Genomic DNA, 18,589 nt, shown 5'->3' on the forward strand with positions numbered 1-18,589 from the left:
TTTTCAGTCACTGACCGCAAGCAAAACCCGCCCGGCTTCGACCCGTACGGCAAAGGTCTTGAGATTGACGCACACGGGTGCTCCCAGGGCTTTGCCATTGCGATAGTCGAAGCGGCCGTTATGTTTAGGGCATTCGATGACGTGATCTATTACCAGCCCGTCGGCGAGGTGAATCTTTTCGTGGGTGCACAGGCCCGCCGTGGCGAAAAATTCGTTGACGGCGGAACGGTATACGGCATAGGTATGCGGGCCGTGATCGAAGCGAATGACGTCTTCTTCATCAATTTCGCCCACGGCGCATACATCAATCCATTGATTGTTCATGGTTTTTCTCTCTCGTTCGGGAACAACCGGAAAGTGTCAGCCGGAGGTCGCTTCAGGCTGGGGACGTGCGGCGGTGGCAGGCACTGAAGCATGTGACACCTGGCGCTTGATGAAGTAGGTCGGGTCGCGGCGCTGCCTCAGAAGGGTTGGAATAATTTCCTTGAAGGCTTCGCCGAGGCTGGCATAAGGCGGCGGACAGTCGTGGCGGATCTCTTCATGAAGTTGCGCCAACGCGTGATACGGCACCATCGGGTACATATGATGCTCAAGGTGGTAGTTCATGTTCATGTACAGAAAGCGCAGCACGCGGTTCATGTAGATAGTGCGGCAGTTGCTGCGATGATCGAGCACGTCTTCAGCCAGCCCCACATGTTGAGTAAGGCCGAACAGGTAAGACAGCCAGCCGCCATAAAGCATGGGCAAACCGACGTACATGAGGGGTAACCAGCTTTGCAGACACAGTGCCGCAGCAACCACTCCGGCATAAATGGCGAGCCAGATACGCGCGGCCAGAAACACTCTGGGCCATTCGGACACCGGGATGAAATCCTTCTCTTGCTCGCTCATGTGCGCAAAAGCATGTCGGCACACGCCGCCCATTGTTTTGATCAGCAAGGGAATCTGAAACAGGCTCAGGAACATCATCACAAGGCTCGGCGGCCGTGGCTCGACAATTTCCGGGTCGCGACCTACCACGATAGTGTCGGTATGATGCCGCGCATGGCTCCAGCGCCATACATGTGGCTCGAACATGCACATGAAACTGGCCACCTGGTACAACCCGTCATTCATCCACCGGGTCTTGAACGCGGTGCCGTGGCCAGTCTCGTGCCAGCGCGGGTTGGAGGCTGTGGCGTAAAGAACGCCGTAAGCCAGGAAGAACGGCACACATGCCCAGGAACCCCAGAACCAGTAGCCGCCAAAACCGCTGACCAGCAGCGCCAGCAACCAAATGGCAGTGTCGAGCAAGGCCGGGCCGTCGCGGCGCTGCATCAATTGTTTCATGCGTTTACGAGAGATGGGCGACTGGTACCACTCGGCAGATACCAGGCCTTTTTCCGCTGCACGGGCAGCTTCGGGGCCGGTCAGGCTATAGTCGCGCTGACAGGCTGCAGTGTCTTGAGGCATTGTTATTATTCTCCGCAAGTGTGAGGTTTCAGGAACTTTGCGTAAGAAAATATAGAGAGCACCCACCCCCCTCTCAAGGCCTTGAATACATTCACTATCAAGCTATCATCGAGCATCTGCGGTGCTTGATAGTTTTCTATCAAGCCGCTTCAAGGGCATGTCATGAATAACAATAAGCGCCCCACCATCGCGACTGTTGCCGCGCAGGCAGGCTTGAGTGTCGCGACTGTCGATCGCGTGCTCAACGCCCGCGCTCCGGTAAACCCCGCTACCGCCGAGCAGGTGCTGAAGGCCGCGGAAGCAGTGGGTTATTTCGCCGCACGGCTGATTGCGCAGCGCATTGTCGAGCAACGTCCCACTTACCGTTTCGGCATTCTGTTGCTGAACACCGCCCAGGCGTTCTATGCCAACCTCGCTCAGGCCATTGGCCAGGCCGCGCAACGTCGTATCGGGGCCAATCTGACCTGCCAGTTCGAATACGTGACTGATCGCAGCCCGGCCGCCATCGTTGCCCAACTCGAACAACTGGCAGTGCAATGTGACGGCCTTGCGGTGGTCAGCTTCGCCCACCCGCTGATCAACGCTGCTCTCGAACAGATTCGCCAGGCTGGCGTCCCGGCGATAGCGCTGCTTTCAGACATTCATGAGAAGGCCGATGAGCCTTACGTCGGTCAGGACAATTATCAGGTCGGACGCACCATGGGCTGGCTGCTGGCACGTACCTGCGGTGCTCGCAAAGGCAGCATCGGCATTCTGCTAGGCGGCCATCGCTTTCTCGGTCATCAGGCGCGGGTTGAAGGGCTACACAGTTACCTGGCAGAACATGCGCCGGGGTTACGTCCTCTGGTGCCGCTGATCAACCTCGACAACTGTGATATCACCGAAGAGGCGAGCCTGGAATTGCTGGGCAATCATGACGATCTGCGCGGGCTGTGCGTGGTGGGCGGTGGTGGCGACGGCATCATCAGTGCCCTCTCGCAACTGCCCAGACGTCCAGCGCTGTGCTGCATTTTGCAGGAGTCCACCGAACTGTCGCGCCTCGCACTCGCGAACGGGCTGGTTGACGTGGTGATCGACTCCCAGCCTCTTCAAATTGCCGAGGCACTGGTAAATCTGCTGATCGAGTTGCAGACCGTCAACAGCTTCGATCCGCTCAGGCACCGGGTGTATGTACCGCTACAGATCGTGACCTCGGAGAATACCGACGCCTGACCGGCGTCAGAGCCCTCGAAAATCGGCGGCGTTCAAGCCGAATCGACTCATTTTGTTGTACAGCCCGCCGCGGGAAACGTTCAGCTGTCGAGCCGCGAGGCGAATGTTGCCTCGGGTGCTTTCGAGCGCCGCAATAATCGCGTGCATTTCGTGGGTGCCAAGGTCATGGGCCGCCAAAGGCACTGGCAGCCGGCCCGGCACCGCGGGGCCGCTCCGCTGCCTGATTTCAAGGGGCAGATCGGCGGGCTGGACGAGCTCACCCGTGGCCAGATTGGTCGCGCGCTCAATGCTGTTTTCCAGCTCTCGCACGTTGCCCGGCCAGCTATAAGCCACCAGCAATTCCAGGGCTTGCGCAGAAAGCCCCAGCACTGACTTGCGCAATGAACGGGCACAACGATCAAGAAAATGTTGCGCCAGCAAGGCAATGTCTTCCCGACGCATACGCAGCGGCGGTACGCTCAGGTTGAGCACGTTGAGTCGGTAATACAGATCTTCACGAAAGGCGCCTTCGGCCACTGCCTGACTCAAGTTACGGTGAGTGGCGGCAATGATGCGTACATCCACTGGTCGCGAGCTTTTCGCCCCGACCCGGGTCACTTCGCCCTCTTGCAACACCCGTAACAGGCTGACCTGCGCGTCGAAGGACATGTCGCCGATCTCATCAAGAAAGATCGTGCCGCCATCGGCCAGTTCGAACTTGCCCGCCGACCCGCCTTTAGCCGAACCCGTGAATGCGCCCTCGACATGGCCGAACAGCTCGCTTTGCACCAGGTCCCGGGGAATCGCGCCACAGTTGACCGCTACAAAAGGCCCGCTATTGCGGTCACTCGCATTATGGATCGCCTGGGCGAACAACTCCTTGCCGGTGCCGCTTTCGCCAAGAATCAAGGTGGTGGAATCGCTGCGACTGGCGATCCGCCCAAAATGCACGGCATCTGCAATCGCCCGTGAACGGCCCTGAATGGTCTCGAACGTGTAACGGGCCTGAGTGCCGATAATTCGCCGGGTGATCTCCCGAATGCGCCGATTTTCTCGCAGCGACACCACGCGCCCGCCCTGCTCCAGTGGGCATACCGAAACCAGACAGGACAACTGGCTGAAATCATGCAGTTCAAAGGTGCAGTCCAGGTCCCGCAGCCCTTCACCGATACGCGCCAGAATCTGTTCGTTCAAATCACTGCGCCCCAGACGCTGGAACGGGCTGCCCAGCAAATCCAGGCCGACCCGAAAAAGCTGACGGGCATAGCGATTGAGCGCTTTTATACAGCCTCGTTCGTCCAGTACCACCAAACCTTCGTTGAGCACTTCGAGCACGGTTTGCTGTTCTTCCAGCAGCGCCTGCAAGGCCATTTGCCGCGAGACGGCCTCGGCCGCCGCCTGGACAGTGCCGAGCGTATGAAAATGGAACCAGCCAGGTTCTGCGGTCAGGGTCAGCATCGCCAGGGTCTTGCCTTGGGCATTGCGGATGGGCGCCGCAGCGCAATGCATTCGCCGCTGACGAAGGCCTGTACCGAAGTTTTCCTCTGCCAGTACATACACCAGGGAATCTTCAGCCAGGGCCAGCCCGGTGCAGTTGGTGCCCTGCACCGACTCCAGCAAGCGCGTACCCACCGGAGTCAGATCCAGCCCGCAAAAATACAGTGTGGTGCCTTCAGCATCGGTGAGGTTGATGTGGCCTCTCGGGTTATAGGCAAGCAAGCCGCGCATCACTTGAGCTGCTGCGGCAATCAAAACCCGATTGGCCGCCAGAGTAGCCGCAAGGTGTTGAGGGTCGACAAACCGGTAGTCGCTGTCTTCAGGGTTCACGCCGCCTGCGATGCTGCGTCCCCAGGAATCCCAAATAACCTTCCTGACCGTCGCCGGGCGCTCGTCAACGCCACTCAGGCGCGCCCGCCAGGCCTGCTCCAGTTCGGGTATGGGACCGCTGTTGAGTGCCACAGTCCCCAATGCGGTGAGGTATCCGAGGTCTTGCACGCTGAAGGTCGCAGACTGTGAGGACATTGATGTATCCATGTTCATATATTCAACATGTCAGTATAGACATGTCATTAAAATGAACACTTTTTGACTGGAAATTTTTAATAAACTTTTAAAATCAATAGCTTAAGTTATGGCATAGCCTTTGCTCTCCCCCTTTTGCCCGGCGCGCTTACGGCCGGGAAATAATCGAACAACAATTAAAAAGGGTTATTTCATGAGCAAAAAAATTCTCCGCCTTGGTCTGATTGGCGCCGGTCGCATGGGCAGCTTCCACGGCCAGACCGCCGCCCACCATATTCCCGGTGCCTGCCTTGCGGCCATCGCCGACCCCACTCCGGGCCAGGCGTCGCGTCTGGCCGCAGAGTTAGGGGTAGATCGGGTTTACACCGACCCTCAGCAATTGCTGGACGACCCAGACCTGGATGGCGTGCTGATCGCTGCCCCCGCGCGCAGCCACGCAGAATTAGTCATCAGCGCGGCGCGGGCCGGCAAGGGCGTTTTTTGCGAGAAACCCATGGCGATCACTCTCGAGGAAGCCGACCGCGCTATCGCTGCGGCCGCCGATGCCGGCGTGCCCTTGCAAGTCGGTTTCAACCGTCGCTTCGCCAAAAGCTTTCGTACGGCTCATCTGAACGTGGTTGAGGGGCGTATAGGTAAACCGCAACTGTTGCGCTCGTTAACCCGAGATCCTGCGCTGAACAATCCGGCAGCCTCGCCGCAATGGGTGATCTTTCTTGAAACGCTGATTCATGACTTCGATACCCTGCGCTACCTGAATCCCGGCGCCGAGGCAGTCAGCGTGTTCGTCATGGCTGATGCGCTGATTGCACCGGATTACAAGAACAATGGGCTTCTGGACACAGCGGTGGTGATGATCCGTTTCGACAACGGTGCCATTGCCACCGCTGAAGCCAGCTTTCAGGCGGTCTACGGTTACGACGTCCGGGGCGAGGTCTTCGGCAGTGCCGGCATGTTGACTATGGGCAACGTCAGTGAATCTGATCTGACCCGTTATCTGGCCAATGGCATACAGGCCGACTCCCAACGACTGGACACCGACCTGCTGCGTGACGCCTACATCGCCGAACTCAATCATTTTGCCGACTGCCTGCGTACCGGGGCCACCCCCCTGGCCAGTGGCGAAGATGCCCGAGCGGCGCTGGCCATTGCCCGCGCCTGCATCGAGTCGTTCCAGCAAGGCCGGCCGGTAGCAGTATCACGAGGAGTCGACGCATGAGCTCCATACCGTTCACATTAGCGGTCAGCGCCGAGATGGTGTTCCTGGATTTACCCTTCACCGAGCGTGTCAGGCGTATTCACGAGCTGGGCTTCAGCGCCGAAATATGGAGCTGGGCCAATAAGGACATCGCAGCGCTGGCTGCCACAGGGGCGAATTTCACCTCCATGACCGGCTACACCCACGGCAATCTGACCGATGCCGACGCAATCCAGCACCTGCTGGACAGCGCACGCGAATCCCTCGCGGTTGCCGCCCGGCTCAATTGCCCGAGCCTGAACCTGCATGGCACGGGCCTTGACGACAAAGGTCTGCCCGTCAATCCGGTGGCTCATGTCAATGGACGCATGTGGCTGAGTGCCTGCAAAACGCTGGAAAAAATCGCTCGCCTTGGCGAAGAGGCCGACCGGGTATTCTTGCTGGAAAACCTGAATACCGAGGTCGACCACCCCGGCACCCCGTTCGCTCGCGCTGAAGACACATTGGCCCTGATCGAGGCCGTGGGCAGCCCGCACCTGAAAATGAACCTGGACCTTTATCACGCGCAAATCGGCGAAGGAAACCTGATCGAACTCATCCAGCGCTCAGGCAGCGCCATAGGAGAAATCCAGGTCGCCGACGTTCCCGGTCGCCAAGAGCCCGGTACAGGTGAAATTCATTATCCCGCCATTGCCAGAGCGTTGTTCGATATGGGCTACACGGGTGTCGTCGGGCTTGAAGGCTGGGCCAGTGGCAACAGCGAAGCAGCACTGGAACGCTTCAAAAAAGCCTTTACCCTGGCTTGAGGAACACCTTGGCAAGCTCTCGTGAAAAGCGCTGGAAACGTTCATGACAGGTCTTGGTGAACGTCACACATAACAACAAAAGGAAACGTCTCATGCCCTTCTGCAAACTGTTTATCGCCGTGCTGTTACTGGTTTCCAGCCAATGGGCTGCTGCGAGCTACCGAATTGGCGTCACGATCGCCAGAGTAGACGATAACTTCATGACCTATGTGCGCAGCGGTCTGGAAGAAGCTGCCAGAAAAGAGAATGTGCAGCTCCAGTTCGAGGACGCTCAAGGCGATGTCGTTCGCCAGATCAATCAGGTTCAGGGCTTTCTCAGCCAGAAAGTGGATGCGGTCATCGTCTTGCCGGTGGACACCGCCGCCACGGCAAATATGACCCGCGCAGCAGTCGAGGCAAAGATGCCACTTGTCTACGTTAACCGTCACCCGGATGAGCGCGTCTTGCCCAAGGGCGTTACCACCGTGGCGTCCAACGACATTGAGGCAGGACAATTGCAGATGCGCTATCTGGCAGAAAAGATGGGAGGCAAAGGTACTATCGCGCTCATCATGGGTGACCTTGCGCAGAACTCGACACACGACCGCAGCGAAGGCGTCAAACAGGTGCTCAAGGACTATCCGGGCATAACGATCGTCGAGCAGCAAACAGCGGAATGGCAACGTAACAAAGGTATGGACCTGACCAGTAACTGGCTACTGGCGGGCAGAACCTTTGATGCCATCGTGGCCAATAACGACGAGATGGCCATCGGCGCCGCCATGGCGTTACAACAGGCTGGCAAAGCGAAGGGGGAAGTTGCAATTGTAGGCATTGACGGCTTGCCTGATGGCTTGGCGGCAATCAAACGTGGAATGCTGGCAGCCTCGGTGTTTCAAGACCCGAAGGCCCAAGCGACCACAGCTCTGCAATCGGCCATAAAAATGATCAAAGGCGAGCCGGTCGACGCCGAGGTCTGGGTGCCCTTCCAACTCATTACACCGGAGCAGGTAGCGGTGTTCGAGCAACATTATAAATAGTAGTCGGGAAGGCGAGTATCGAATGGTGGGATGGACGCCCTGACCAGATGAGTTTCGAAGTTCAGAGGCAACGCATGGCATGGGCTACCAAGCCGGGTATCGACACTGGCGTAGAAGGTGTGCGCTGGGTACAGCGCTGCCAATAATGATACCGCCTGGGTGAACTATTAAAGCGCTGACTGCCGGGTTTCTTACCCGGCAGGATGGCTGCCCTGCCGGCGATTCAACCGACAGTGGCTTCCTTGCCGAAGTCTTCGTAGGTGCGCAGCGGGTGCCCAATAATGGCCTCCAGCCGGTCTACTGTTCCTTCGACTGCTTGAAGTGGCGACGGCAATATGGCTTCGGACGCCAAAACTGCTTCAGACAAGCAGAAGTACATCACAAGAAAGTAAACCCGGGATATTTACCGCAAAAACGAAAAAAGACGCCTAAGCGTCTTTTTTGTTAATCCCATATGCCTCTTGGGCATACATGGATTTAGATTTGGAGCGGGAAACGAGACTCGAACTCGCGACCCCGACCTTGGCAAGGTCGTGCTCTACCAACTGAGCTATTCCCGCATTGTCTTGATGACGGGCGCTATTCTAGCGATTCAGATAGCGGCGTCAAGCCTTTGATTCAAAAACTTATTTTTTTTCTGCAGTCGTCCTGAGGTGCGGCCACGCGGCTCTCAGGTATTGCACCATGGACCAGAGTGTCAGCCCCGCAGCAATGAGCAGCAGCGCATAGCCGAGAATCACCCACAGGGTGATGGCCGGCGGGTTGCCGAGCAGAATGACCAGCGCGAGCATCTGCGCCGCTGTCTTCCACTTGCCCATGTTGGAAACGGCAACCTGCGCACGCGCGCCGATTTCCGCCATCCATTCGCGGAGCGCAGAGATTACGATTTCACGGCCGATGATCACCGCTGCGGGCAGCGTCAGCCAAAGATTGGCATGCGCCTGAACCAGCAGCACCAATGCCACGGCCACCATCAGTTTGTCTGCTACTGGATCGAGAAAGGCGCCAAAGGGCGTGCTCTGTTCAAGACGGCGGGCCAGATACCCGTCGAGCCAGTCGGTCGCCGCAGCGAACGCAAAGACTGCACTGGCCGCCATGTAGCTCCAGTGGTAAGGCATGTAGAACAACAAAATGAAGATCGGAATCAGTAAAACGCGTAGTACGGTGATCAGATTAGGGATATTCATCGGCACAACTGGCTACGAGGTGAACGAGCATTCTACTCGCTGTGCAGGTTTGCATAAATCGACTCTGCCAGCTTTTTGCTGATTCCGGGTGCTTTTGCTATTTCATCGATGCTGGCACGGGACAATTCCTGCAATCCACCGAAATGTTTGAGCAGATCACGACGCCGGGTCGGCCCGACACCCGCGACGCCCTCGAGGGTCGATGTACGCCGGGTCTTGCCCCGGCGCGCACGGTGGCCGGTGATCGCGAAACGGTGCGCCTCGTCGCGAATCTGCTGAATAAGGTGCAGGGCCGGAGAGTCGCCGGGCAACGTGAATTCATGCGCTGAGTCGTTCAGGTACAGCGTCTCGAAACCTGCCTTGCGCGTGGTGCCCTTGGCCACACCCAGCAGGATGAGGTCAGGAACCTGTAATTCATTGAGCACGTCACGCGCCATGGACATCTGACCCTTGCCACCGTCCACCAGCAGCACATCCGGCAACTTGCCCTCCCCGGCCTTGATGCGGCTATAACGTCGGGTCAATGCCTGGTGCATGGCAGCATAGTCGTCGCCTGCCGTCACGCCTTCGATATTGAAACGCCGGTAATCGGACTTGATCGGGCCTTCGGGGCCAAACACCACACAGGATGCTACGGTCGCCTCACCACTGGAGTGGCTGATGTCGTAGCATTCCAGACGCATCGGTGGGTCTTCGAGACCCAGCACCTTGGCCAGCGCTTCGAAACGCGACGCAACATGCTGACGGTTGGCCAGCCGCGCGGTCAGTGCCTGCTCGGCATTGGTGACCGCCATTTGCTGCCAGCGCGCCCGGGTGCCGCGCACGCGATGACTGATAACCATCTCGACGCCGCGCAGCTCTTCGACGGCGTCGACGAACGCAGGGAAATCGTCGTTGATGACATTGACGATGACTTCGCCGGGCAGTTCACGGTCGATGCCGCCGAGGAAATACTGAGCCAGGAATGCCGACATCACTTCGCCGACCTCCTCTTCTATGCCGACCTGTGGGAAGAAGTTCTTGCTGCCCAGCACCCGCCCGCCCCGCACGCTGATCAGGTGCACGCAGGCGCCGCCAGGGTTGACGAACGCGGCGACCACATCGACATCGCCGGTACCGCCGTCCATGCTTTGCTGATCCTGGACGCGGCGCAGCAAGGCGACCTGATCGCGCAACTCGGCTGCGCGTTCGAAATCGAGCGCCATCGCGGCTTTTTCCATGGAGGCGTTCAGTTCGTCACTCAGGGCATTGCTGCGCCCTTCGAGAAACATCACCGAGTGACGTACGTCCTCGGCATACACCTCAGGCTCGACCAGCCCGACACACGGCCCTTTGCAACGTTTGATCTGATATTGCAGGCAAGGACGCGTGCGGTTCTTGAAGTAGCTGTCCTCGCACTGCCTCACCTGAAAGGTCTTCTGCAGCAGGCTGAGGCTCTCACGAATCGCGCCGGCACTCGGGTAAGGCCCGAAATAACGGCCCTTGGCTTTCTTGGTACCACGATGAATGCTCAGTCGCGGAAAGGCATTATCGGACAGAAACACATAGGGATAGGACTTGTCGTCACGCAAGAGAATGTTGTACGGGGGCCGCCACTCCTTGATGAGGGTCTGCTCCAGCAACAGCGCTTCAGTTTCGTTGCCCGTGATGGTGGTCTCGATCTGGGCGATGCGCGACACCAGCGCTCCGGTCTTGGGCGCGTGTCCGGTCTTGCGAAAATAGCTGGCAAGACGCTTCTTGAGGTTCTTGGCCTTGCCGACGTAAAGCAGTGTGGCTTCGGCGTCGAACATACGGTAGACGCCGGGACGACCGCTACAGGTCGCGAGAAATGCACTTGGATCGAAAGTCTGGGTCATGTTCAGGCGCTGGCATCAACCATGCCGTGACGTACAGCGAGCAAAGCCAGTTCAACATCACTGCTGATCGAGAGCTTTTCAAAGATACGGTATCGGTAGGTATTAACGGTTTTCGGTGAAAGGCACAGCTTGTCCGAGATGGTCTGGACTTTCTGGCAGCCGACGATCATCAGGGCAATCTGGATCTCGCGCTCGGACAGCAGATCGAACGGCGAATTGTTGACCTGCGGTTGAAACGACTTCAATGCCAGTTGCTGGGCAATCTGCGGGCTGATGTAACGCTGACCGGCAAACACCAGGCGAATGGCCTGGACCATTTCGGCAAGCCCGGCGCCCTTGGTCATGTAACCGGCAGCGCCAGCCTGCAGCAAACGGGTCGGGAAAGGATCTTCTTCACAGACGGTAACAGCGACGACCTTGATATCAGGGTGGCTGCGCAGCATCTTGCGCGTCGCTTCCAGCCCACCGATGCCCGGCATCTTGACGTCCATCAATACGACGTCAGGCTTGAGCTCGCGCGCTTTCTTCAGGGATTCCTCGCCGGAATCGGCCTGCCCGACAACTTGCAGACCATCAATGTCGGCGAGCATGCGTGTGATGCCTGTCCGGACAAGATCATGGTCATCGACAACTAGCACCTTAATCAAGCAGACACCTCGCGCAACGGTCATAACGAATGCCAATCACCATAACAAAAACAACGAGTCAGACCTAGCACTGCGAACACCGTCTCACATCAATATGATGGCAAGCACCTCAGGCAGTGCTGCAAAAATCTCGATACGACAGCAGAGCGGCGCCCGCCCCGGGCTTTTATCACTTGACCGACGGAAGCTTCGCAGCCCCCGATAATGGCCCCGAGAGCTCGGCGATAGTGGTTGTCAGGCGCCGGATAGCATCCTGATCTTCCTTGCCCAGCACTCGGTAATTGCCCAGGATTTTTTCCTCGATAAGGCTGAGATTGTCGATCGGCACCGGCGTTCGCGTCCCCGTCAACACGTAAAGCACGTCAACACCTTTGGCTGCAACCGCCGCCAGGTAATCGGCCTTCGGTGCACGATCACCATTTTCATACTTTCCCTGGGCATTAGCCTCGACGCCTCCTATTTCACCGAAGGTACGCTGAGACATGCTCAGACGTTCTCTTTCCTTTCTCAGTCGGTAACCGATTCCACTCATTTGAACCTATTATCCTGTTGAAGCCATCCGAACGAGTGTTAGAATCTCGCGGAATTGAATAGATTTGAACGGTTTTGAACTATGCCCGGAATTCGCACCGCCGCACAAGCCAAGGCCTGGCTGGATCAACAGGGCAAATCTGTTCAGGAGTTCGCTCGTGAAAACAGCATTGATCCGGCGACCACTTACCAGGTACTGGCAGGACGCAAGAAAGGAAGGCGCGGTGAAGCGCATAAGGTAGCTGTACTGCTGGGCATGAAGATCGGGACGATCCCGAACACGGAAGCCCGGCATGAAGAAGCACGTGAAGAATAGCCGTTATTGGCTGGTGACAACGCATCCCGGACAAAACGCCAAAGCCGTTGCCTGCATTCAGGTATACAGGGTTGCGGGCAAAATAGCCCGCGCCGAATACGGCATGCCATCAACCGTTGAGCGGTTCGCTGTGGCTACCGGGGTTCCACCTGCCTGCATTCGCGAAAAACGATAATCCCGTTGATTGAATTTTCCAATTGAAGGCGCCTGGTTTCCTGAAGTAAGCTTGCGCTCAATTAACGGAGACCCACCATGCTGCAATCCACTTCACCGCTACTCGACGCTGTTACCGGCATTGCTTGCCGTGCACGTGCTGTGGCTGTGCAGACTGCCTCGGTGAGCGCATCCGTTGACTCTTATTATGGGTATTGGTTTAGCCACTGGCGCGCCTGATACCCATCCGGCGCCCACGTTAAGGGGACGCCAACCAGAGAATTCTCTAACCCCCGGTCGGCTTCCCGACCGGGGGTTTTGTTTTTTCAGGGCCACGTATTTCAACGGTCTGTTCAAGAACAGCCGCAAACCATCAATCTGCATTGCATCGAGGATCACGACATGAACTACGCCACTTATTACCGCAACGACATCGATTTTGCCTGGCGATTTAGCCACCTCCGTTCGGGACAGCCTGCCGCCTCCGTTCGGTCTCTGCCAGGTGGCAATCACATACCCCCGGTTCTAGAAGCCCTTTGTCGAACACCCCAGTAGGTCTGAGCGGGAGCGTCCCGCCAGCCCAGGAAGCCAGAACATGAATTCGTCCGTTGCCGTCACCCCGTCCGACCTGTCCAGCCACGCCGTCAAGCTGGCAGACAAAAGCCCCGCCTCGAAACGCCTGCCAGGGACCCTGGAATTGAAGATGCGCTTGCCCCTCGACGCAGCGCTCACCGAACAGGTTGCAGCCCACCGCCGCGCCGTACGCGCCATCCTTGAAGGTCAAGACTCGCGACTGCTGGTCATCGTCGGCCCCTGCTCGATCCACGACCCTCGATCCGCCCTTGAATACGCTGAGCGACTGGCCGACCTTGCCGCGCAAGTCAGTGACCAGATGCTGCTGGTAATGCGCGCCTACGTCGAAAAACCGCGCACGACGGTGGGCTGGAAAGGCCTGGCTTACGATCCGCGCCTCGATGGCAGTGACGACATGGCCGAGGGCCTGACGCTGTCGCGGCATTTGATGCGGGATATGCTGGGCCTGGGCCTGCCGATCGCCACCGAGATACTGCAGCCCATGGCGGCAGGCTACTTCGACGATCTGCTCAGTTGGGTCGCGATTGGCGCTCGCACCACCGAATCGCAGATCCATCGCGAAATGGCCAGCGGCCTGCCCATGGCGGTCGGTTTCAAGAACGGTACTGACGGCGGCGTAACGGTGGCCAGCGACGCGATGCGTTCGGCGGTGCATCCGCATCGTCACTTTGGCATGGACCGTCATGGCCACCCGGCCATTATCGAGACGCAAGGCAATCCGGACACGCACATTGTGCTGCGCGGCGGTCACGGCGGCCCCAATTACGATCGCCAGAGTGTGGCCAAGGTGCAGGCGAGCCTGAGCAGGAATAATGTCGCGTCGCGGATCATGGTCGATTGCAGCCATGCCAACAGTGGCAAGGACCCGCTGCGTCAGCCAGCCGTATTCGAAGACGTGCTTGAACAGCGCTTGTCGGGCGATACCTCGCTGATCGGCATGATGATCGAGAGCCACCTGTTCGACGGCTGCCAGGCATTGGGCGGGACGCTGCAGTACGGCGTTTCGGTCACCGATGGCTGCCTTGGCTGGGAAGGCACCGAACAGCTGTTGCGTCGCGCGGTTGACCGTCTGCGTTACAGATAAACAGAGCGAAGGAACTTTGTCGGGAAATACCGCACTGAATCCGGTAGGCTGTTTCTTTTTTTTCACAGGAGATTATTCCCCATGGCTAAAGCCACTGCCCGCCACATCCTTGTTTCGAGCGAAGAAAAATGCAACGAACTCAAGGCTCAGATCGAAGGCGGCGCTGATTTCGCTGAAATCGCCAAGGCCAACTCCAGCTGCCCATCGAGCCGCCAGGGCGGTGACCTGGGTTCGTTCGGTCCAGGCCAGATGGTCAAGGAATTCGACACTGTCGTATTCAGTGCTCCGGTGAACACCGTTCAGGGTCCGGTAAAGACTCAGTTCGGCTACCACCTGCTGGAAGTGACCAGCCGTCAGGACTGATCCTGTCGCGCCGCATGCCAGACGGCTCATCTTCGGATGGGCCGTTTTTGTATGTGGTCGTTTTCAACAGCGCAGTGGCTTGGCGAAGCGGCCATTTGTCTGTAGAAGATAGCGCGATGCAGGGCCATGAGCTCTGTCATGATTGTTGTCACCGCTGTACAGCCAGTCGCCTTTAACCCTGACATTCGCTTGCGAACGTCAGTCAGGATTCGAGTCATGCGTTTTGTTTTTTCATCGTTGCTCGCCTTGACGCTGACCTTCGTTGGCGCAACCCAATCGCTGTCCGCAGCCCCGCAACACGCCCTGACCGTTTACGGCGAAGCGCCACGCTATCCAGCCGACTTCAAGCACTTCGATTACGTGAACCCGGACGCGCCCAAAGGCGGCAGCATGCGACGCTCGGCCATCGAAATCGGCCAGTTCGACCACCTGATGCCCTTCACCGACAAGGGGATGGGCGTTTCGCAGATCAATGGCATGCTTTACTCCCCACTGGCTACGCGCTCGATGGACGAGCCCTACACCGTTTACGGGCTTGTCGCCGAGAAAATGGAGCGTGGCGCGGATGGCCTCTTCCTGCGCTTTTACCTGAACCCGAAGGCACGTTTCGCGGACGGCACGCCGATTACCGCCAGTGACGTGAAGTACACCTACGAGTTGCTGATGACGCAGGGTAACCTGCAATACCGGACCCAGTTTGAAGCGGTCCAGGGCCTGGAGGTCGAATCGCCTTCGCAAATCCGCTTCGACTTCAAAAACAGCGATAACCGCACCCTGCCCCTTGATCTGGCTTCGCTGCCGGTATTCCCCGAGCACTGGTGGAAATCCCGTGACTTCGCCAGCGGTGCCGGCTTTGAAATTCCGCCTGGCAGCGGGCCCTATCGGATCAGCCATGTGGACCCGGGCCGCACTGTCACCTTCGAGCGCGATCCGGACTGGTGGGGCAAGGACCTGCCGGTCAGCAAAGGCCTGTATAACTTCGACAGGTTCAGCATCGAGTACTTCGGCGACATTGATGTTGCACGTACGGTACTCAAAGGCGGCGCCTATGATTACAACCGCGAGTTTTCGGCGACTGGCTATTCAATTCGCTATGACGGCCCCGCCCTCAGCGACGGGCGCCTGCAGAAAGCCCAACTGGCCAGGGGCGCGGTGCAAAGCTCGCAGGGTTTCGTCTTCAACCTGAGCCGCCCCATGTTCCAGGACCGTCGCGTGCGCCAAGCGCTGTCGCTGCTCTGGGACTTCGAATGGACCAACCGGCAGATGATGCGCAACATGTACATTCGCCAGAACAGCTTCTTCTCCAACTCGGAGCTGGCCGCCAGCGAACTGCCCACGCCTGCCGAACTGAAAATCCTCGAGCCACTGCGCGGCGAAGTCCCCAAGCAGGTGTTCGACAGCGTGTTCGAGACGCCCAAAACCGATGGCACAGGCTTCATTCGCGACAAGCAACTGCAAGCGCTGGCCCTCATGAAAGAAGCTGGCTGGACGCCCAAGGGCGATGAGCTGGTGAATGCCCGGGGCGAACCGTTCAGCTTTACCTTTCTCAATGCACAAACAGGTTTCGAGCGAATGCTGCTGCCCTACAAACGCACCCTGGCGCAGATCGGTATCCACTTCGACATTCGCCGCATCGATGCCGCGCAATACCTCAACCGCGTCATGGCCCGCGATTACGACATGATTGTCACCGGCTACCCGGTCTCGACATCGCCCGGTGCCGAGCTGTACAGCAGTTTTGGCTCCAAGGTGGCGATGGACCCGGGTTCGAGCAATTACATGGTGCTGCAAGACCCTGCTGTCGACACGCTGATTGCCGGCCTGCTCAAGGCCGACAACAAGCAGACCATGACCGACTACGCCCATTGCCTGGACCGCGTACTGCAGTGGAACTACTACTGGATTCCCAACTACTATCCGCCCGGCTCTTCAACCGTCTGGTGGAACCGTTTCGGCATCCCCAAAATTCAGGCCAGCAACAATGAGGCCATCGAAACATGGTGGGAAATCAGCCCGACACCGCTGACCAATGAGCAATTCGCTGAAAAACGCGGCGCCTCGGCCATCGTTTCGGAGATGCAGTGAATGCTCGGTTATATCCTGCGGCGCCTGCTGCTGATCATCCCTACCCTGCTGTGCATTTTGCTGGTCAACTTTTTTATCGTGCAGGCCGCACCGGGCGGGCCTGTGGAGCAAGCCATTGCTCGCCTGCAAGGGATCGGCGGTGCAACCGTGGGCGCGGGTGCCAGCGAGTCTGCCGGGGCGGGTCATTCCAAAGCGTCCCGCGGGCTGGACCCGGCGCTGATCAAGCAGATCGAACGTCAATACGGTTTCGACAAACCGCTGCACGAACGTCTCTGGCTGATGCTGAAGAACTATGCACGACTGGATTTCGGCAGCAGCTTCTTTCGCGGCGCAACGGTGACCGACCTCATTCTGCAGAAAATGCCGGTGTCGATATCACTGGGGCTCTGGGCGACATTGCTGACGTACCTGGTATCAATCCCGCTGGGGATTCGCAAAGCGGTGAAACACGGCAGCCAGTTCGATATCTGGAGCAGCACCGCCATCATCATCGGTTACGCCATGCCAGCCTTCCTGTTCGCCATGCTGCTGGTGGTGGTGTTCTGTGGCGGCACGTCGCTGAACTGGTTTCCGGTGCGCGGACTGGTTTCGGACAACTTCGAGCAACTGACCACGATCGGCAAGATCGCTGACTATTTCTGGCACCTGGCGCTGCCGGTCTCGGCGCTGGTCATTGGCGGCTTTGCCACGCTGACCCTGCTGACCAAGCATTCCTTTCTCAACGAAATCACCCGTCAGTACGTGACCACGGCCCGCGCCAAGGGCATGAGCGAGCGACGGGTGCTGTATGGTCATGTGTTTCGCAATGCCATGTTGCTGGTGGTGTCGGGCATTCCGCAGGCGTTCATCAGCGTGTTCTTTGCCGGTTCGCTGCTGATCGAGGTGATCTTCTCGCTGGATGGCCTGGGCCGCATGAGCTATGAAGCCGCTGTGTCGCGGGACTACCCGGTGGTGTTCGGTTCGCTGTTCATCTTCACCGTGTTCGGCCTGCTGATAAAGCTGATCGGCGATATCTGCTACACGCTGGTCGACCCCAGAATCGACTTCAGCGCGAGGAATGCATGATGCGCAGCCTTTCGCCGCTGGCCCGTCGTCGCCTGGAACGTTTTCGCAGCAATCGCCGCGGCTGGTGGTCGCTGTGGCTGTTCTGCGGGCTGTTTGCCCTGACACTGGGTGGCGAACTGATCGCCAATGACAAGCCGCTGCTGGTCAGCTATCAGCACTCGCTCTATTTCCCGGTGTTCAAGCGTTATACCGAGCAGCAATTCGGCGGTGAGCTGCCCTTCCAGCCCGATTACCGCAGCGACTACGTACGCACACTGATCAGCAAAGGGGACGGCTGGATGCTGTTCCCGCCCATCCCGTTCAGTGACGACACGCCCAACTATGACCTGAAAACCCCGGCACCCAGCCCGCCGTCTGCAGAAAACTGGCTCGGCACCGATGACCAGGCGCGCGACGTCATGGCGCGGGTGATTTTCGGCGCCCGGGTGTCGATCCTGTTTGCGCTAGTGCTGACCTTCATCAGCGCGCTGATCGGGATCAGCGCCGGGGCGTTGCAGGGCTACTACGGCGGCTGGGTCGACTTGTTCGGCCAGCGTCTGCTGGAGGTCTGGTCAGGCCTGCCGGTGCTGTACCTGCTGATCATCCTGTCAGGCTTCGTCGAGCCCGATTTCTGGTGGCTGCTGGGCATCATGGCGCTGTTTTCCTGGCTGACCCTGGTCGATGTGGTGCGCGCCGAGTTTCTGCGCGGGCGCAACCTCGAGTACGTCAAGGCCGCTCGGGCGCTCGGTCTGGGGGATCGAAAAGTGATCATGCGCCACATCCTGCCTAACGCCATGAATGCGACGTTGAGCTACCTGCCGTTCATTCTTACCGGTGCCATCTCGACCCTCACTGCGCTGGATTTTCTGGGCTTCGGCATGCCTGCCGGCAGCGCGTCGCTGGGTGAACTGATCGCCCAGGGCAAGCAGAACCTGCAAGCGCCCTGGCTGGGGCTGACAGCGTTCTTCTCCCTCGCGTTGATCCTGACGCTGCTGGTATTCATAGGCGAGGCGCTGCGTGATGCCTTCGACCCGAGGTCCTGAC

At 58.5% G+C, this 18,589-nt stretch carries 16 protein-coding genes, 1 tRNA gene and 1 pseudogene; 10 read left to right on the forward strand and 8 right to left on the reverse strand.

Annotation, left to right across the window (positions count from 1 at the left end):
- Positions 1–3 precede the first annotated feature (3 nt).
- Together LCH65_RS18060 and LCH65_RS18065 are read right to left on the reverse strand one after the other, a co-directional pair.
- Positions 4–324, reverse strand: a complete 321-nt coding sequence (locus LCH65_RS18060; protein WP_058396063.1) for a MocE family 2Fe-2S type ferredoxin — start codon at positions 322–324, stop codon at positions 4–6.
- Between the two features lie 36 nt (positions 325–360).
- Positions 361–1,452: a fatty acid desaturase family protein gene (locus tag LCH65_RS18065; protein WP_058396064.1), complete on the reverse strand. Its 1,092-nt coding sequence runs from the start codon at positions 1,450–1,452 to the stop codon at positions 361–363.
- A gap of 121 nt (positions 1,453–1,573) precedes the next feature.
- Here LCH65_RS18065 and LCH65_RS18070 point away from each other — a divergent pair.
- Positions 1,574–2,664, forward strand: a pseudogene (locus tag LCH65_RS18070) (LacI family DNA-binding transcriptional regulator).
- Positions 2,665–2,670: 6 nt separating this feature from the next.
- Here the strand turns inward: LCH65_RS18070 and LCH65_RS18075 are convergent.
- Positions 2,671–4,665 carry a sigma 54-interacting transcriptional regulator gene (locus LCH65_RS18075; protein WP_058396066.1) on the reverse strand — a complete coding sequence of 665 codons (1,995 nt, stop codon included), beginning with the start codon at positions 4,663–4,665 and terminating at the stop codon, positions 2,671–2,673.
- A 193-nt stretch (positions 4,666–4,858) separates the two neighbouring features.
- Between LCH65_RS18075 and LCH65_RS18080 the strand changes: the two genes are divergently transcribed.
- The 3 genes from LCH65_RS18080 (at position 4,859) to LCH65_RS18090 (ending at position 7,685) form a co-directional block, all read left to right on the forward strand.
- Positions 4,859–5,881, forward strand: a complete 1,023-nt coding sequence (locus LCH65_RS18080) for a Gfo/Idh/MocA family oxidoreductase (RefSeq protein WP_058396067.1) — start codon at positions 4,859–4,861, stop codon at positions 5,879–5,881.
- The gene (locus tag LCH65_RS18085; protein WP_054995457.1) at positions 5,878–6,666 is read left to right on the forward strand and encodes a TIM barrel protein; all 789 of its coding nucleotides are present in this window, start codon (positions 5,878–5,880) and stop codon (positions 6,664–6,666) included. Before LCH65_RS18080 ends, LCH65_RS18085 begins: the two co-directional genes overlap by 4 nt.
- 92 nt (positions 6,667–6,758) lie before the next feature.
- Positions 6,759–7,685 carry a sugar ABC transporter substrate-binding protein gene (locus LCH65_RS18090; RefSeq protein ID WP_005732034.1) on the forward strand — a complete coding sequence of 309 codons (927 nt, stop codon included), beginning with the start codon at positions 6,759–6,761 and terminating at the stop codon, positions 7,683–7,685.
- Between the two features lie 484 nt (positions 7,686–8,169).
- Here LCH65_RS18090 and LCH65_RS18095 read toward each other — a convergent pair.
- The 5 genes from LCH65_RS18095 to LCH65_RS18115 form a co-directional block, all read right to left on the reverse strand.
- Positions 8,170–8,245, reverse strand: a tRNA-Gly gene (locus LCH65_RS18095).
- A 66-nt stretch (positions 8,246–8,311) separates the two neighbouring features.
- Positions 8,312–8,872: a CDP-diacylglycerol--glycerol-3-phosphate 3-phosphatidyltransferase gene (gene pgsA / locus LCH65_RS18100; RefSeq protein ID WP_003400851.1), complete on the reverse strand. Its 561-nt coding sequence runs from the start codon at positions 8,870–8,872 to the stop codon at positions 8,312–8,314.
- Positions 8,873–8,904: 32 nt separating this feature from the next.
- Positions 8,905–10,728, reverse strand: a complete 1,824-nt coding sequence (gene uvrC / locus LCH65_RS18105; protein WP_003393963.1) for an excinuclease ABC subunit UvrC — start codon at positions 10,726–10,728, stop codon at positions 8,905–8,907.
- Between the two features lie 2 nt (positions 10,729–10,730).
- Complete coding sequence (gene uvrY / locus LCH65_RS18110) at positions 10,731–11,375, reverse strand: UvrY/SirA/GacA family response regulator transcription factor (protein ID WP_002553344.1); 645 nt, start codon at positions 11,373–11,375, stop codon at positions 10,731–10,733.
- Between the two features lie 169 nt (positions 11,376–11,544).
- Positions 11,545–11,859, reverse strand: coding sequence for a transcriptional regulator (locus LCH65_RS18115; RefSeq protein WP_003364326.1), 315 nt, complete (start codon positions 11,857–11,859; stop codon positions 11,545–11,547).
- A gap of 129 nt (positions 11,860–11,988) precedes the next feature.
- On the opposite strand from LCH65_RS18115, the gene LCH65_RS18120 reads away from it, so the two are divergent.
- The 6 genes from LCH65_RS18120 (at position 11,989) to LCH65_RS18145 (ending at position 18,588) form a co-directional block, all read left to right on the forward strand.
- Positions 11,989–12,222 (forward strand): DNA-binding protein, encoded by a 234-nt coding sequence (locus LCH65_RS18120; RefSeq protein WP_003435509.1) that lies wholly within the window; start codon positions 11,989–11,991, stop codon positions 12,220–12,222.
- A 748-nt stretch (positions 12,223–12,970) separates the two neighbouring features.
- Positions 12,971–14,053 (forward strand): 3-deoxy-7-phosphoheptulonate synthase, encoded by a 1,083-nt coding sequence (locus LCH65_RS18125; RefSeq protein WP_058417372.1) that lies wholly within the window; start codon positions 12,971–12,973, stop codon positions 14,051–14,053.
- Between the two features lie 81 nt (positions 14,054–14,134).
- Positions 14,135–14,416, forward strand: coding sequence for a peptidylprolyl isomerase (locus tag LCH65_RS18130; RefSeq protein ID WP_002553340.1), 282 nt, complete (start codon positions 14,135–14,137; stop codon positions 14,414–14,416).
- Between the two features lie 216 nt (positions 14,417–14,632).
- Positions 14,633–16,501, forward strand: a complete 1,869-nt coding sequence (locus LCH65_RS18135) for an extracellular solute-binding protein (protein WP_058417371.1) — start codon at positions 14,633–14,635, stop codon at positions 16,499–16,501.
- The gene (locus LCH65_RS18140) at positions 16,502–17,566 is read left to right on the forward strand and encodes a microcin C ABC transporter permease YejB (protein WP_003364338.1); all 1,065 of its coding nucleotides are present in this window, start codon (positions 16,502–16,504) and stop codon (positions 17,564–17,566) included.
- Complete coding sequence (locus LCH65_RS18145; RefSeq protein ID WP_003435512.1) at positions 17,566–18,588, forward strand: ABC transporter permease; 1,023 nt, start codon at positions 17,566–17,568, stop codon at positions 18,586–18,588. The genes LCH65_RS18140 and LCH65_RS18145 overlap by 1 nt, the downstream gene beginning before the upstream one ends.
- Position 18,589: the final 1 nt, after the last annotated feature.

Origin of the sequence: Pseudomonas sp. MWU16-30316 (genome assembly GCF_020515645.1) — a bacterium.
Lineage (GTDB): Bacteria > Pseudomonadota > Gammaproteobacteria > Pseudomonadales > Pseudomonadaceae > Aquipseudomonas > Aquipseudomonas cerasi.